Source organism: Alistipes sp. (assembly GCF_048465635.1).
Classification (GTDB): Bacteria; Bacteroidota; Bacteroidia; order Bacteroidales; family Rikenellaceae; genus Alistipes.
Window position 1 is genome coordinate 57,177 of sequence record NZ_DBFWLF010000016.1, and the last position, 14,919, is coordinate 72,095.

Genomic DNA, 14,919 nt, shown 5'->3' on the forward strand with positions numbered 1-14,919 from the left:
GTACCGAAACAAAGTACATGGATAAAAAATCGATCATAGGCATCGTTGTGGTGGGCGTCCTCTTTCTGGGATTCGCCTACTACAACGGCAAACAGCAACAGGAGTATCAGGAGCAGATGGCCCAATGGCAGGCCTACCAGGATTCGGTGGCCGCGGCGACGCGTCCCGTGACGCAGGCCCAGCCCGCCGATTCGCTCGCAGGCGCCGGGCAGTCGGCCGCCGCATCGGCCGGAGTATCGGTCGCCGAGGGCACTCCCGCCGCGCAGGCGGACGAACAGGCCGCACTCTACGGAGCGTGGCTCGCGGCGGCGCAGCAGGCCGAGGCCGGGGAGTTTACGCTGGAGAACGACGTGATGTCGGTGCGCTTTTCGACCCGCGGCGGGCAGATCACCGACGTGACGCTCAAGGACTACACCAAGTACGCCCCGCGCGGCGAACGCACGGAGCCGATCCGCATGTTCGATCCCGCCACGGCGCGCATGGATATGGTCTTCTTCCTGCGCAACGGACTGAACAACGTGCGGGTGAACACGATGGACTACACGTTCGAGGCGGAACCTGTCACCACGACCCCCGAGGGGGCGCAGGTGGTGGTGATGCGTCTCAAGGTGGCCTCCGACGCGGCGCTGGAGTACCGTTACGTGCTCCACAACGCCGGGCAGGCCGAGCGCGACTACCTGATGGACTTCGACGTGCGGCTGGTCAACATGGCTCCGCAGATGGCCAACCAGACCTCGATCGGGATCGACTGGTCGAACACCTCCTACCAGAACGAGAAGGGTTTCAAGAACGAGAACATGTACACCACGGTGGCGTACCGCGTTCCCGGCGAGACCTCGATCGACGAGCTGGGCATGAGCGAGGAGACTAAATCGAAGGAGATCGCCTCGGCGGTCAATTGGGTGGCGTTCAAGCAGCAGTTCTTCTCTTCGGTGCTGATCGCGCCGGAAAATCTCGCCTACGTCAACCTCGCATTCGAGACGGCGCAGCCCGGCTCGGAATATCTGAAGAACTTCGCGGCCCGCATGTCGGTTCCCTACAACGCGCAGACCGAAGGGTATGACTTCGCGTTCTACTTCGGTCCCAACAAGTATTCGATCCTCAAGAAGGTCGGCGACGGGGACGGCGGCGACCTCTACCTCGAACGCCTCGTGCCGCTGGGCTGGGGCATCTTCGGGTGGGTCAACCGCTGGTGCGTGATTCCGGTCTTCGACTTCCTGCGCAACTACATCGCCAACTTCGGCATCATCATCTTCATCCTGGTCTTCCTGGTCAAGCTGGTGATCTCGCCGCTTACGTACAAGAGCTACGTTTCGATGGCCAAGATGCGTCTGATCAAGCCGCAGGTGGACGAACTGACGAAGAAATACCCCAAGCAGGAGGACGCCGTGAAGCGCCAGCAGGCGACGATGGAACTCTACAAGAAGGCGGGCATCAACCCGATGGGCGGGTGTGTTCCGATGCTCATCCAGCTGCCGATCCTCTACGCCATGTTCCGCTTCTTCCCCGCTTCGATCGAGCTGCGCGAGCAGTCGTTCCTGTGGGCCGATGACCTTTCGTCCTACGACAGCATCGCCCAGCTGCCCTTCTCGGTCCCGTTCTACGGCGACCACGTGTCGCTCTTCGCGCTGCTGATGGCCGTGTCGCTGTTCGGGTACTCGTACTTCAATTACCAGCAGACCGCCTCCTCACAGCCGCAGATGGCCGGCATGAAGTTCATGATGGTCTACATGATGCCGATCATGATGCTGCTGTGGTTCAACAGCTACTCGAGCGGTCTTTGCTACTACTACCTGCTTTCGAACCTCTTCACCATCGGTCAGACGCTCGTCATCCGCCGCATGGTCGACGACGGGAAGATTCAGGCTATCATGGCGGCCAATGCCGCGAAGAAGTCGAAGGGCAAGAAATCGAAGTTCCAGCAGCGCTACGAAGAGCTTCTGCGCCAGCAGGAGGCCCAACAGCGCGCCAAACGCAAATAGTTCCCTCTTCGGACGGACCCTCACGCATCGCCGGAACCGACGCCGTCAGGCGGACCGTTCCGGCGTTGTTTTTGCCGGAGCGGGTGAAAAACAGCGAAACGATGAAAAAGACACTCCTTATCCTCGCCCTGCTTGCGGCCGTCGTGCCGGCCGCGGCGCAGCGGCTCGGTACGCACTACCGCCTGCGGCGGGTGATTCCGGTCGAAGGCCGGCAGGGCATTGCCGCCGATTCGGCCTACTACTACGTCTCGGGCAGCACGGCGCTCTACAAATACGACAAGCAGGGGCGGCTCGTAGCCCGGAACGAGCGACCGTTCGAGGGGCTGCCGCTCCCGGCCAACCACATCGGCGACATCGACGTGTGGGACGGCGAGCTTTATGCCGGGATCGAGACCTTCGTCGACGGCAAGGGCGAAAACATCCAGGTGGCGGTCTACGACGCCGACAGCCTGCGGTGGAAGCGCTCGATCGACTGGGAACCCGCCTCGGGGCAGGTCGAGGTGTGCGGACTGGCCGTCGACCGCGACGGCAGGATGGTCTGGATGGCCGACTGGGTCGACGGACGCTGCCTCTACGGCTACGACCGTTCGACGGGCAAGTACGTCCGCAAGGTCCGCCTGCGCCCCGTGCCGCAGGCGCAGCAGGGTATCTACATGGTAGACGGGCGGATGCTGATCTCGGCCGATGACGGGGATGCCGACCTCGACGAGGCGGACAACCTCTACATCGCCGATCTGCGCGACGGACGGGCCAGCGCCCTGGTGCTGCCGTTCCGCGAGATGAGCGACTTCCGCCGTGCGGGCGAGATCGAGGGGCTGGCCATCGACCCCGCGACGGACGAGCTGCTGGTCCTTGCGAACCGCGGCTCGCGCATCGTGCTGGGGATGGTGCGCGGGTTCTATCCGGGTTACGACGAGGAGCTGCACGAACTCTACATCTACGAAAAGGTCGAGTAAGGGCGGGACGGCATCGGTACAAAACGAATCGCCGCACGTCTGCACGTGCGGCGATTCGAGTTAATAACAACCCCTGTGGGCTTACTTCGCGGGCTTGGGTTCTGCCTTAACCTTGAGCGAGGCGAAGCCCTTGACGATGTTCTCGTCGCTGTTCTTCGAGGCGTCGTAAACCACCGTGACCTCTTTCTTTTCGAGATTGACCGTGACGTCCTTCACGCCCTTGCCGAGCGACGGCACGTTGTTCATGATCTTCTTGACGCAGTGTTCGCAGTCGATGTCGGTCGTAAACACGGTCGTCACGTTCTTCTTGTCGGCGGGCTTCTCGGCCGCGCAGATGCCGATGCCCATTGCAAGGGCGAGGCATACCATCATCAGTTTTTTCATAATGCGTTTGTTAAAGGTTTTTATTTCATATCATTTGCGGACCCAGCCTGCGGGGACGCGCATGCTGCGGGCCTCCGCCGGGGGAGGCTGCGACCCGCGGCTCCGAGGAGCCGCAGGGGCAGTCGTTTTAGCTTAGGCCGCACTCTAAGCCTCCCGTTGAAAAGGGAGGTTCGGAGGGATTGTCCGCATGCTGTATATCGTCGCAACGACGGACTAATAGAGATTGAACCGTAACCCCGCGTAAAATTTGCGGCCCATCAGCGGTCCCCAGACATTCATCGAGTTGAAATCCGTCGAGAAGGGACGGTCGGCGGCGAGGATCGGGTCCTTCTGCCGGTAGTCGCCGATGTTCTCGCAGCCGACGTAGATGTCGAACTTGCCCACCTTGCGGCTTACCTGTGCGAAGAAGATCGGATAACGGGGCGAATAGTAGCTGTCGTTGAGATTCCCCGTCTGCGTCGGAACGCGCGAGGGACCGTTCAGCTGCGCCGTGGCGTCGAACACCCAGCGGCGGAACTTGGTGGCGTACTGGATGTTGAGCAGCGTCTTGTACTGGCTTACCATGGGCCGCTCGACGCGGGCCGTCGTGCCGTCCGGTCGGTTGATCGTCATTTCGCTGTCCGTGTAGCGGAACGTGGCGAAGATGTCGAGCCGCTCGACGGGCGTCCACGAGAAGTCGATCTGGTAGGTGTCCGTGTAGGAGCGCCCGTCGGTGTTGTACAGGAGGATCGAGGTCGGGTCGTACTCCTGATCGGCCACCACGCCGTTGTAGAACTGCGTGCGGAAGTAGTCGAAGCTGAGCGTGGCGTTGTCCGCTCCGGCCAGCGAGAAGGTCTGCGTGAGGCTGCCGCCCACGGTGAGCGCTTTTTCCATCCGGTCGAAGCCGTTGAAATTAGGGATCTCGATCCGGCGTCCCGTGGCCAGGATGCCGATATTGTCGGTGATGATGTTCGTCGAGCGGTAGCCCAGACCCGCCGAGGCGCGCAGCGTCGTCGAGGGGGTGATGTTCCAGCGCAGGTGGCCGCGGGGCGTCACGAAGAAACGGTCGTAATAGTGGTTGTAGTCGCCGCGGATGCCCGCCACGATCGAGAACTTGTCCTTGATGGCGTAGGTGTACTCGGCATAGGCTCCCACCTCGCGCTCGTTGCGGTCGAAGAGGTAGTCGCGTCCCTTGTCGTCGGGGATCCACGGGGTCCGGTTGCCGAGGCTTTCGCGGTAGTACTGGAAATGGGCCTGCGCGCCGACGATCAGCGACGAACGGTAGGTGAAGTAGTGGTTGTACATCAGGTTGCCCGAGAGCGAGTTTTCGTTGCCCCGGTACTGGTTCAGCCCGAAGTAGGCGTCCTCGTTGAAGTGGTCGAAGTCGGCTACGAACGCCAGGTTCGACCGCTGCTCGTCCTGCTCGTCGGGGTCGTAGACCGAGGGTCCCACGGGCATACCTATTTTAAAATAGCCGTTGGCCCCGCGGTTGCGGATATGCGAGCCGTAGAGCGTGCCGGGCTTGTCCCAGTTCTGTTCCATCTCGTCGCGCATCGAACGCTTGTAGTCCATCATGCCGCCCAGCCGGTTCTCCTGCACGAACTTCCAGCCCCAGCGGATCTGCGTGCCGTTGTCGGCGGCGTAGAGCCACTTGTTGGCCACGTTGATCTGATCGGCTTTGGGCAGGTCGCGGAAGCCGTCGTGGTTGTGGTCCATCTTCCTCACGTCGGTGTCCATCGAGCCGTGGAGCAGGATGACGCTCGTGAGCTTCTTGTTCTTCGTCACGGGGAAGGCGGTCGAAATATTGGCCTCGGGACGCAGCTCGTCGTCGAGATAGAGGTTCACGAACAAGCGTTCGTCGTCCGTGGGTTTGCGGTGTTCGAGGTTGATCTGGCCCGTGATGGCTTCGTGGCCCGCCGTGACCGAGGCCACGCCCTTCGACACCTGGATGGAATTGAGCCACATGCCCGGGGTGTAGCTCAGGCCGTAGGGGGCGCTCAGCCCGCGCATGATGGGGCGGTTCTCGTCGAGAATCTGGGTGTAGGTTCCCGCCAGTCCGAGCATCTTGATCTGCCGTGCACCCGAAATGGCGTCGCTGTACCCCACGGTCACCGACGCCGAATTCTCGAACGATTCGGCCAGGTTGCAGCACGCCATCTTGCAGAGGCCCGCAAAGGAGATCATTTCGCTTTTGACGATGCCGTCGCGCTTGACGTAGTTACCGCTCTGGCTGCCCTCGATGGTGACGCTTTCGAGCGCCACGCCCTCCGAGCTGAGGGTGAAATCGGCCAGTTCCGCGCCGCCGGCCAGCCTGAGCGTGTCGTTCACGTAGCCCAGGTACGAGGCTACGAGGCGGTCGTAGCCCTTGACGCGGTGGAGGCGGAATGCGCCCGAAGCGTCGGTGCTCGCGCCGATGGTGGTTCCGGCCCAGTAGACCGAAGCGCCGACGAGCGGCTGGTTGTCCGTGTCGCGGACCGTGCCGCGCAGCTCCTCGGCGCGCAGCATGCCGCACGCAAAGAGCGAAAAGAGGGTGAAAATTAAAACTTTGGTGATTTTCATGAATGTCCGTCATTGGTTAAAACTCGTTGCCGGGCGGATGCGTGGTAGCAACCGTCCGTAAAAGGGTTTAAACCAAGGCGGGAGGAGCGCGCAGGCTGACGCCGGGAAGCGCTGCCTGCCGGGGAAGGGGCGTTCGCCGCGGGGTGATACGCACCCAGCCGGCGGTCGGGGCGATCGTGGCGGGCGCCTCGGGGGCGAGGACGGCCGAAAGATCGGCCGCCGGCATTCGGGCCTGCCGTTCGTTGTCGGAGGAGCCGCCCGTATAAAGCTCCACGTCGGTGGAGTGGTGATGGTCGCAGCAGGGGGCGTTCAGATCGGCCTTTGCCCCGGGAGCGTCGTTGTCGTGCGAGCAGTGGCAGGAGCAGACATGGTGCGTGCGGACTTTCGACGCCACGCATTTGCACGAAAGCGAGGCCCATGCGGGTCCGCCGGCCGCCAGCAGATAGACGGTCAGAAGCAGAAGCGATATGAGCCTTTTCGTTCTCATGGTTCCAGTACGCCGCACTCGGCGAGCTTTGCGCACCACGCCTCGGCGTCGCGGCGGGCCGTTTCCGAGTCCACTTGGTAGTGCCCGAGTAACAGTTCCGCGGCATCGGCGGCGGTGAAGTCGCGGCCCGCGAGCGCCTCCCACAGGAAGAGCGACGTGTCGTTGAGCGCCACCACGCGGGTCATGTCGGCCCCGTAGCGGCCCGGCATCACGATCACGTGTTCGCCGGCCATCTCGCGCACCTTGTATTTGGAATCGATCTTCATCCGAACGCTAATTCGATGGCAAAAGTACGAAAAATTCCGCAAACCGCCCAATTTATCGTCAACTTTCGGGCCGTGGCCCTTTCGGCCGACCCTTCCGCTGGATTAAACGGAGTTCCCAGGGGGACGGTATGCGCTTTTTTCCTATCTTTGCAACGATGCAACCCGCCGATAAGATTTATGAGGTGCTGAAGCGCTACTGGGGCTTTGAGGAGTTCCGACCCGTGCAGGAGCGGATCATCCGCTCGGTGCTCGACGGGCGCGACACGCTGGCGCTGATGCCCACCGGGGGCGGCAAGTCGCTGACCTATCAGGTCCCGACGCTTGTCCGCGAGGGGTTGTGCATCGTCGTCACGCCGCTGATCTCGCTGATGAAGGATCAGGTCGACCGGCTCAGGACGCACCGCATTCCGGCCGTGGCGATCCACTCGGGGCTTTCGCCGCGGCAGATCGACATCGCGCTCGATAACTGCGTCTACGGCGACGTGAAGTTCCTCTACGTGGCTCCCGAGCGGCTGGCGTCGGAGGCGTTCCGCCTGCGGGTCGTGCGCATGAACGTGACCCTTCTGGCCGTCGACGAGGCGCACTGTATTTCGCAGTGGGGCTACGACTTCCGCCCGGCCTACCTGCGCATTGCCGAGCTGCGGGAGAAGCTGCCCGGCGTTCCCGTGCTGGCGCTCACCGCTTCGGCGACGCGGCTCGTGGCCGAAGACATCATGCGCCACCTCCGGTTCGCTGAGGAGCATCTGCTGCGCAGCAGTTTCGCGCGGCCCAACCTCTCGTACAGCGTCCGCCATACCGACGACAAGGAGGGGCAGCTGCTGCGGCTGGTCCGCAACGTTGCCGGTTCGGGCATTGTCTACGTCCGCACGCGCGAGGCGACCGAGCAGGTGGCCGATCTGCTGCGCTGGGAGGGCGTCACGGCCGCGGCATACCACGCCGGACTGGGGCATGCAGAGCGCTCGGCGCGGCAGGAGGAGTGGCTGCAGGGTAAAGTGCGCGTGATGGTGGCCACCAACGCTTTCGGCATGGGCATCGACAAACCCGACGTGCGCTTCGTGGTCCACTACGCCATGTGCGACTCGCTGGAGAGCTACTACCAGGAGGCGGGCCGCGCTGGGCGCGACGGGGCGCGGGCCTACGCCCTGCTGCTGGTCGCCGCGGACGACAGCGAACGCATCGCCCGCCGTTTCGAGCAGGAGTTTCCGCCGCTGGAACAGGTCAAGGAGATCTACGAACGGGTCTGCTCCTACCTGCAGGTGGGCATCGGCGACGGGGCCGGAGCGTCGATGCTCTTCAACGTGCACGACTTCTGCGCGCGGGAACACCTCTGGTCGGGGACGGTGCTCAGCGCGCTGAAACTATTGCAACAGAACGGCTACCTCACGCTCACCGATGCGCAGGACAACCCCGCGCGGGTGATGTTCTGCGTCAGCCGCGACGACCTCTACAAACTGCGCGTCAAGCGCGACGAACTGGATCACTTCATCCGCACGCTGCTGAGGTTGTACGATGGCGTTTTCACCGATTTCCGCCCCATCGACGAGGGCGAGCTGGCCACGTGGAGCGGCTATACGGTGGACCGCGTGCGCGAATTGCTCAAACGGCTCTGGCAGCTGCGCGTGATCCGCTACATCCCCTCGAACCGCTCGCCGATCCTCTTCTTCGACGAGGAGCGGCTGCCGCGCGCCGACCTCTATATCGCGCCCGAAACCTATGCGCGGCGGCAGGAGCTGATGCGCGAGCGCTTCGAACGCATGATCGCCTACGCCGCGAACGGGGAGCGCTGCCGCAGCGTGGTGCTGGAGGAGTATTTCGGAGGGGCGGAGGGCGAGCCGTGCGGCGTCTGCGACATCTGTCTGGCGCGCCGGAAAGCCGAGAAGCAGGCCGGGAGACAGGCCGAGATACAGGACGGTAACCCGACCGGGCTATCGGCTGGGAAACAGGCCGGAGCGGAGAGCGGTGAGGCCGGAAGCGGCGTAACCTCGGACGACCTTGTGCCGGAAGCGTCCCTTTCGGACCATGCGCTTCGGGAGGAGCTGCTGCGCCGATTGGAGCGTGCGCCCGCCGATCCGCGGACGCTCTGCGAGGGGCTTGCCTGTTCGCCCGAACGGGCCGCCGCTGCGCTGCGCGCGCTGCTCGGGGAGGGCATTGTGCGCACAGGCGGCGACGGAACGGTGGAAAAAATTCGGAAGTGAACCGAAATTTTCTTACTTTTGCCGACGCTGTACTGTTTTGACGTGCCGACGACAACCCGGTTTTCGGGACCACGCGGTTTGAACAACTGAGGGGGCAGACCGGCCGGTGCGGTCGGCGGTTGCAACGGCGGCCGCTGTTCGCTAAGCGGGGAGCGAACAGGGGTAGATAAAGATTATATTGTTTTTGCGGGAACTTTCATCCGGATGAGTACCGAAAACCGTTTTACCGACAAAATATCCAACGAAGCGACTGCGCTGCTGCCTGCGGTGGAGTTCCGCGGCGAGATCCGCGTCATCGAATGCGAGCGCGACATCGCCGCCGCGTGCAAGTACCTCGGCGCGCAGCCGGTCATCGGCTTCGACACCGAGACGCGCCCCTCGTTCCGGCCCGGGGTGATGTTCCGCGTGTCGCTGCTGCAGCTCTCCTCCCCGGAGGTCTGCTACCTCTTCCGGCTCAACCGCATTCCGCTCGCCAAACCCATCCTGCAGCTGCTCGAAGACGCCTCGACGCTCAAGATCGGGGCCGACGTGGCGGGCGACCTGCGCTCGCTGCGCAAGATCCGCCACTTCCGCGACGGCGGCTTCGTCGACCTGCAGACCATCGCCCCGCAGTGGGGCATCGAGGAGAAGAGCCTGCGCAAGCTATCGGCCATCGTGCTGGGCAAGCGCGTTTCGAAAGCCCAGCGGCTGAGCAACTGGGAGGCCGCGACGCTCACCGACAAACAGCGCCTTTACGCCGCCACCGACGCGTGGGTCTGCACGCGCATCTACGACCGGTTGCTGCATACGCCCAAGATCAAACGTCCCTGATATGACACCGAGAATCATTCTGAAACGCGGCAAGGAGGAATCGCTCCTGCGCCGACACCCGTGGGTCTTCTCCGGGGCCATCGACTACATCGAAGCGGAGGACGAGGCGCAGATAGCCGAGGGTGCGCTGGTAGAGGTCGCGGCCCGCAGCGGCGAGTTCATCGCGCAGGGCCACTACCAGATCGGCTCGATCGCCGTGCGCGTGCTCTCGTTCGCGCAGGAGACGATCGACCAGCGGTGGTGGAACGACCGCCTGCAGGTGGCCCTCGACGTGCGCCGCACCCTCTCGCTGACGGACAACCCCGCGACGACCTGCTACCGGCTGGTTCACGGCGAGGGCGATTCGCTGCCGGGGCTGGTGGTCGACATCTACGGCACGACGGCCGTCGTGCAATGTCACTCGGTGGGCATGTACCGCTCCCGGCAGCAGATCGCCGAGGCGATCCGCACCGTGCTGGGCGACCGTATCACCGCGATCTACGACAAGTCGTCGCAGACGCTTCCGTTCAAGGCCGACCTGGGGGCCGTCGACGGCTACCTGTGGGGGCGTTCGGACCATGCGTCGCAGGTGGTTCTGGAGAACGGACAACAGTTTTCGGTCAACTGGGAGAAGGGGCAGAAGACAGGCTTTTTCCTCGACCAGCGCGAGAACCGCGAGCTGGTCAAACGCTACGCCAAAGGACGCACCGTGCTCAACACGTTCTGTTATACGGGCGGCTTTTCGGTCTATGCTCTTGCCGGTGGTGCGCGCGAAGTGTGCTCGGTCGACTCGTCGGAGCGCGCCGTGGCGCTGGCCGCAGAGAATATGCGGCTCAATTTCGGCGGGAACGCCGCGCATACCGAGGTGACGGCCGACGCGGTGGAGTATCTGCGCGACATCGGCGACCGCTATGACCTGATTATCCTCGACCCGCCCGCTTTCGCCAAGCACCACAAGGTGCTGGGTAACGCCATGCAGGGCTACAAGCGGCTCAACACCCGCGCCCTCTCCCAGATCCGCCCCGGAGGTATTCTCTTCACGTTCTCCTGCTCGCAGGCCGTCTCGAAGGAGCTGTTCCGCACGACCGTCTTTTCAGCCGCCGCAATCGCGGGCCGCAAGGTGCGCATCCTGCATCAGCTGACCCAGCCCGCCGACCATCCGATCAACATCTACCACCCGGAAGGGGAGTATCTGAAAGGGTTGGTGCTCTATGTCGAATAAGACGGCCGGGCTTCCCGGTACGGCGCACCCGCGGGAGGTGCGCTTTTTTTTGCCATAAACCGTTTGATCGGCTATAAACACTTCCGGCATCGGATAATTTCTTCGAACGGATTATACTATTTTTGTATAACGTATAGAAAATAAGTTAGTATTAATTATGGTATATTGAAAATAATTTATTAATTTCGCGGCATAAAACCAGAATTACAAAAACAGAAAGTTATTAACCGGACATATTAAGTAGCCTTAAGCTATTTGTTCTTTCTTTCGAAAAAACCACAGAATCAAAAATTATAGGAGAATGAATAGGTTGAGGCCGTGTCATGTCAGCACGGCCCACCTATATTCGCTATGATTAGGTTGTGGTAACCTCGAAAGACGAGTATGGAGTGACCGTGCTGATTTTTTATCAGCATCATGAGAAAAAAAAGTGTTTGTCCACGCCCTGCACCGCAATCCAAATCGCGTGCCGGGTTTTCCCTTTCGCATTGCCGACGGTCCGGGACGCGTCCTGCGCCTCGCGGCCGCCCGGTTGCGGTCACTCCCCACGGCTGTTAACCAGCCTGAAACCTCGATACCTTATTCCCTTGCACAGCCCCGGAGTCTCTCCCCTGCGACGGTCACCTGCCGCCGGAGAGGCCCCGCGAAACGTGACGCGACTTTTGCCTGCGCGGTCGTCGTCCGACGGACTCATGTCCGTGGGGGCTGATGCGTTACCGGCGCGGGCGCGCGGCGTGAATCCGGGCGTACGAGATATCGAAACCGCTCCGGTCTTTCGCAACTTTACTCGGAGCGGGTAAGGCCTCGTACGCTCCACACCGTGAGCACCCTGAAATGGTGGTCGAAAAACGAAATCCCGAAAGTCTCGCAGCCGAAACTTTCGGGATTTCGTGTCGATAGCGGTACGTGCCTCACTCCATCGGCCTCACGCGGACCTCGGTTACGCCGTCCAACTCGCGTACGAGGCGGTCGATGTCGGTCTTCTCATCGGTCTGACCGTAGTGGTAGGGGTAGAAGATCGCGGGCCGGATGGCCTTGACCGCCTCGACGGCCTGATCGACGGTCATCGTATAGGGCTGGTTGACCGGCAGGAAAGCCACGTCTATGTCGCGCAGCGCGAGCATTTCGGGTGTCGGCTCCGAATCGCCCGCCAGGTAGATGCGCGTGCCGCCGAGGGTCAGGAGGTAACCGCAGTCCTCCCGCTCGCGGGGATGGAACTGGAGGTGGTCCGGCGAGGTGTTGTAGGCGGCTACGGCCTCGATCTGCACCCAGTCGCGGGGCCGGATCACGTCGCCCGGCCGCACCGTCTGACACTTGTTGCCCAGCGTCTCGGCGGAGGTATGGTCGCACACGACGAGGGTTTCCGGCGTCGAAAGCGTGTCGATCGCCGCCTTGTCCAGATGGTCGTAGTGCGAGTGGGTTATCAGGATCAGGTCGGCCTTCGGCAGTTCGGCGTAGCGGGCGAAGTCGCTCACGGGATCGACGTAGATATGTTTCCCGTCGACCTCCAGCGCCAGCGAGGCGTGGCGAAAGAAGGTGAATTCGACCGATCCGCCGTCGCGCAGCGGGAGGGTGTCGGTGGGGTAGGCGGCCCGATCGGCGCAGCCTGCAGAGGTGGAGAGTGCCATGGTCAGTATAATGAGGATTTGATTCACAGGTATTCAATTTTAAAGCCAGAGATTACGACGTGGTTCGTCAGCAGCCGCAGCCCGAACCAGCCGTCGCCCTCGCCCTCCGCGAGCCTGCGCGAGAAGAGTTCCTCGCCGTTGACCGCATAGGAGGTGCGACCGCCGGCGACGGTGATCGTGATGCGGTAGGTGCTGTCCGGCGCCAGCAGGTGCGCCGGGTCGGTGTATTCGCCCAGCAGGGGTTTCACCTCGCTGTCCGCGGCGCCGAAGCGGTCGCCCCGATAGCGGCGGAAACGGGTGGTGGTATTCTCGTTGCCTCCGAAACCGACGTAGAACAGGTCGAGGGAGTTGTAGTTGCGGAAGACGCCCCCGCGCCAGGCACTGCGGGCCTCCAGATCGTCGGGATGCTCCGGATCGCGGGCCGCCCAGAAACAATTGAGGTCGGAGAGCCGTTCTGCGGGGCCTCCGGTAATCATGCGGGCCGCGTAGGCGATGCGGTAATCGCCCCGGAGGGGTTCGCGCAGCCAGAGGGTAAGGCCCGCGGGAGCGGTGATTTCCAGCGTGTCCCGGCGCATGACGATCTCGGCCGCGCCCGATTCGTCCTCCGCAAGCCAGCGGTCGGCCGAAGAGTTACAGGCCGCGGCGAACGCGGCGAGCAGAAGGAAGAGGATTCTTTTCATGCGAAAGAAAGATACGAAAAATTGTCGAAAATGCAAAATTCCGCCTGCGAAAGTGGGGCGCATGCTGGGAAATTTACGGAAGAAATGTTAACTTTGCCAACGGACAGGTGTGCATATAGTCGTCTGCATGAAATAAATGGACGCTTTTTGCGTTAGAACGATGGAAATTATGAAAACGAAGTGGATGAAATGGTTGTGTCTGATCGCCGTAGCGGCGCTCGGCACTGCATGTATGGATAAAGAGGTATTCGATGAGGAGCAGCAGGCGCTGCAACCCGGACTGAACATCTACCGGGGAGCCGCCCAGCAGCACTTCTTCTCGCTGGCCCCGGCCAACGGGGCGGTCCGGCTGGCGATGCTGGTCGCCGAGGCGGCCCGCCAGTCGCAGCAAACGGGCGAGGAGGTCACTATCGACCAGGTCAGGTACGACGGCAGGCTGCTGAAAGAGCTGCTGTTCGGCGATGCCAAGGTCGAGGCGGTCGAAAACAGCGGAGCGACGCCCTACGATTACCGGATCGTCTACCGTTCGACGGTCTTAGCGCCGGGCGGGTACTACCTCGAAGGTGAGCTGCACGTGGCCACGAACGGAGCCGCGACGCCCGCCGAAACCGATGAGAACCAGGCGTGGACGGTCTTTTTCGACAACCTCGCCGCGCATGTCCGCTCGGATTACGGCACGACGGCGGTGAAATTCTCGGGCGGGGAGACCTCGTTGTACCGCAGCGGAGACGACACCTATACGATCGGATTGCAGAACTTCGTACTCAACGTGGAGGATATAGACCGCTATTCCGACTGGACGGGGGAGTACAACCTCACGGTCAAGGACCCGACGCTGGCCTATTCGCTCTGCGCAGGCGAAAAAGTGACCGTCACGGGCGCAGCCGAAGGGCCGACCTTCTACACGTTCAGCTCGCGTAACGTGGCGACCCAACTCCGGTACGAGGTCGAGCGGGGCGTGTACCGGGGCGGAACGCAGATCATCGGCGGGGAGGAGCGCTGCTCGCTCACCGGGGCATCGGATTTCGACAGTGCGCTCTATCCGTCGCGCGAGGTGACGGTCGGCTGGGCTCTTTCGGGCAACACCCTTTTGCGGACGGTCACTTACAACGGTGTGACCCGGACGTTCTAACGAATTTTATTCAGATAACAGATGCGACGCTTTCTGAGCGTCGCTTTTTTTGAGCGGTTGGTTCGGAATTTCTGCCTCGCTTGCAGCTCGGTTGTCACGGTTGCCGCTCTTCGGTGCCTCGGAGGCCGGAATCCGGGCTGCCTCGTTCCGCCAGTCAAGCCGGCGGACCTGATTTAGCGTTGTCGTTTTCGATCTTTTGGGTCGGCAGGCCGAGATTCGCGTCGTTTTGTTCTCGACCTTAGGTCGGCGGGCCGAGATAAGTGTCTTTCTGTTTTCGACTTTTAGGTCGGCGGCCCGCAGCCTCCCGGCGGCGGACGCTGATGCAGCCTTCCGCAGGCTGCGTCCTTACCTTGCGACGTAAATAGTTGCCAACTCTTGGTACTTTTTGGCCGCAAAAAGTTCCAAAAACTCTCCGACGGATGCCTCGGCTACTCCGGGCGTCCTAACGCTGGCTTCGGGCGACTGTTCGCGGGTTTGCCAGCAAACCGTCCCCTCCGCTCGCGCTTTTAGTCCGCCCTGCGTTTCTCGCCTGCGGCATCGAGTCTGATTTTTGGCGCGCTTCGCGCCACTTTTTATTTCGGCTATAAGCCGGCGGGCCGCAAAACGTTTGTCTTGTTACGATTCGAAGAACCGGCGGGCCGCAGCCTCCGACAGCGGAGG

12 protein-coding genes are annotated in these 14,919 nt (G+C 62.2%); 6 read left to right on the forward strand and 6 right to left on the reverse strand.

Going from position 1 to position 14,919, the window contains the following annotated elements; genetic code table 11:
• Positions 1–17 precede the first annotated feature (17 nt).
• Both yidC and ACMO9O_RS06060 read left to right on the forward strand, forming a co-directional pair.
• A complete protein-coding gene (gene yidC / locus ACMO9O_RS06055; RefSeq protein WP_418982853.1) occupies positions 18–1,982 on the forward strand; it encodes a membrane protein insertase YidC in 1,965 nt (654 codons plus the stop codon).
• Positions 1,983–2,083: 101 nt separating this feature from the next.
• Positions 2,084–2,938 carry a YncE family protein gene (locus ACMO9O_RS06060; protein ID WP_418982855.1) on the forward strand — a complete coding sequence of 285 codons (855 nt, stop codon included), beginning with the start codon at positions 2,084–2,086 and terminating at the stop codon, positions 2,936–2,938.
• Positions 2,939–3,019: 81 nt separating this feature from the next.
• On the opposite strand, the gene ACMO9O_RS06065 is transcribed toward ACMO9O_RS06060, so the two are convergent.
• The 4 genes from ACMO9O_RS06065 to ACMO9O_RS06080 all read right to left on the reverse strand — a co-directional run bounded on the left by ACMO9O_RS06065 (position 3,020) and on the right by ACMO9O_RS06080 (position 6,613).
• Positions 3,020–3,322, reverse strand: a complete 303-nt coding sequence (locus ACMO9O_RS06065; protein ID WP_418982857.1) for a heavy-metal-associated domain-containing protein — start codon at positions 3,320–3,322, stop codon at positions 3,020–3,022.
• A 213-nt stretch (positions 3,323–3,535) separates the two neighbouring features.
• On the reverse strand, positions 3,536–5,860 hold the full coding sequence (locus ACMO9O_RS06070; RefSeq protein ID WP_418982858.1) for a TonB-dependent receptor: 2,325 nt from the start codon (positions 5,858–5,860) through the stop codon (positions 3,536–3,538).
• A gap of 67 nt (positions 5,861–5,927) precedes the next feature.
• Complete coding sequence (locus ACMO9O_RS06075) at positions 5,928–6,347, reverse strand: hypothetical protein (RefSeq protein WP_418982859.1); 420 nt, start codon at positions 6,345–6,347, stop codon at positions 5,928–5,930.
• Positions 6,344–6,613 (reverse strand): PqqD family protein, encoded by a 270-nt coding sequence (locus ACMO9O_RS06080; protein ID WP_418982860.1) that lies wholly within the window; start codon positions 6,611–6,613, stop codon positions 6,344–6,346. The genes ACMO9O_RS06075 and ACMO9O_RS06080 overlap by 4 nt, the downstream gene beginning before the upstream one ends.
• Positions 6,614–6,768: 155 nt before the next feature.
• Between ACMO9O_RS06080 and ACMO9O_RS06085 the strand changes: the two genes are divergently transcribed.
• The 3 genes from ACMO9O_RS06085 to ACMO9O_RS06095 all read left to right on the forward strand — a co-directional run bounded on the left by ACMO9O_RS06085 (position 6,769) and on the right by ACMO9O_RS06095 (position 10,819).
• Entirely contained in the window at positions 6,769–8,808 is a 2,040-nt protein-coding gene (locus ACMO9O_RS06085; protein ID WP_418982862.1) for a RecQ family ATP-dependent DNA helicase, read from the forward strand.
• A 204-nt stretch (positions 8,809–9,012) separates the two neighbouring features.
• Positions 9,013–9,618 carry a 3'-5' exonuclease gene (locus ACMO9O_RS06090; protein ID WP_418982864.1) on the forward strand — a complete coding sequence of 202 codons (606 nt, stop codon included), beginning with the start codon at positions 9,013–9,015 and terminating at the stop codon, positions 9,616–9,618.
• 1 nt (position 9,619) lies between these two features.
• The gene (locus ACMO9O_RS06095) at positions 9,620–10,819 is read left to right on the forward strand and encodes a class I SAM-dependent rRNA methyltransferase (protein WP_418982865.1); all 1,200 of its coding nucleotides are present in this window, start codon (positions 9,620–9,622) and stop codon (positions 10,817–10,819) included.
• 911 nt (positions 10,820–11,730) lie between these two features.
• Here the strand turns inward: ACMO9O_RS06095 and ACMO9O_RS06100 are convergent.
• Entirely contained in the window at positions 11,731–12,447 is a 717-nt protein-coding gene (locus tag ACMO9O_RS06100; protein WP_418982963.1) for an MBL fold metallo-hydrolase, read from the reverse strand.
• Positions 12,448–12,470: 23 nt separating this feature from the next.
• The gene (locus ACMO9O_RS06105; protein WP_418982866.1) at positions 12,471–13,127 is read right to left on the reverse strand and encodes a DUF6250 domain-containing protein; all 657 of its coding nucleotides are present in this window, start codon (positions 13,125–13,127) and stop codon (positions 12,471–12,473) included.
• Positions 13,128–13,311: 184 nt separating this feature from the next.
• Between ACMO9O_RS06105 and ACMO9O_RS06110 the strand changes: the two genes are divergently transcribed.
• A complete protein-coding gene (locus ACMO9O_RS06110) occupies positions 13,312–14,259 on the forward strand; it encodes a hypothetical protein (RefSeq protein ID WP_418982867.1) in 948 nt (315 codons plus the stop codon).
• Positions 14,260–14,919 lie beyond the last annotated feature (660 nt).

Bases quoted from the DNA above. Each gene is read 5' to 3' on its own strand.
- yidC (WP_418982853.1), top strand. From the start codon at position 18: ATGGATAAAAAATCGATCATAGGCATCGTTGTGGTGGGCGTCCTCTTT.
- ACMO9O_RS06060 (WP_418982855.1), top strand. From the start codon at position 2,084: ATGAAAAAGACACTCCTTATCCTCGCCCTGCTTGCGGCCGTCGTGCCG.
- ACMO9O_RS06065 (WP_418982857.1), bottom strand. From the start codon at position 3,322: ATGAAAAAACTGATGATGGTATGCCTCGCCCTTGCAATGGGCATCGGC.
- ACMO9O_RS06070 (WP_418982858.1), bottom strand. From the start codon at position 5,860: ATGAAAATCACCAAAGTTTTAATTTTCACCCTCTTTTCGCTCTTTGCG.
- ACMO9O_RS06075 (WP_418982859.1), bottom strand. From the start codon at position 6,347: ATGAGAACGAAAAGGCTCATATCGCTTCTGCTTCTGACCGTCTATCTG.
- ACMO9O_RS06080 (WP_418982860.1), bottom strand. From the start codon at position 6,613: ATGAAGATCGATTCCAAATACAAGGTGCGCGAGATGGCCGGCGAACAC.
- ACMO9O_RS06085 (WP_418982862.1), top strand. From the start codon at position 6,769: ATGCAACCCGCCGATAAGATTTATGAGGTGCTGAAGCGCTACTGGGGC.
- ACMO9O_RS06090 (WP_418982864.1), top strand. From the start codon at position 9,013: ATGAGTACCGAAAACCGTTTTACCGACAAAATATCCAACGAAGCGACT.
- ACMO9O_RS06095 (WP_418982865.1), top strand. From the start codon at position 9,620: ATGACACCGAGAATCATTCTGAAACGCGGCAAGGAGGAATCGCTCCTG.
- ACMO9O_RS06100 (WP_418982963.1), bottom strand. From the start codon at position 12,447: ATGGCACTCTCCACCTCTGCAGGCTGCGCCGATCGGGCCGCCTACCCC.
- ACMO9O_RS06105 (WP_418982866.1), bottom strand. From the start codon at position 13,127: ATGAAAAGAATCCTCTTCCTTCTGCTCGCCGCGTTCGCCGCGGCCTGT.
- ACMO9O_RS06110 (WP_418982867.1), top strand. From the start codon at position 13,312: ATGAAATGGTTGTGTCTGATCGCCGTAGCGGCGCTCGGCACTGCATGT.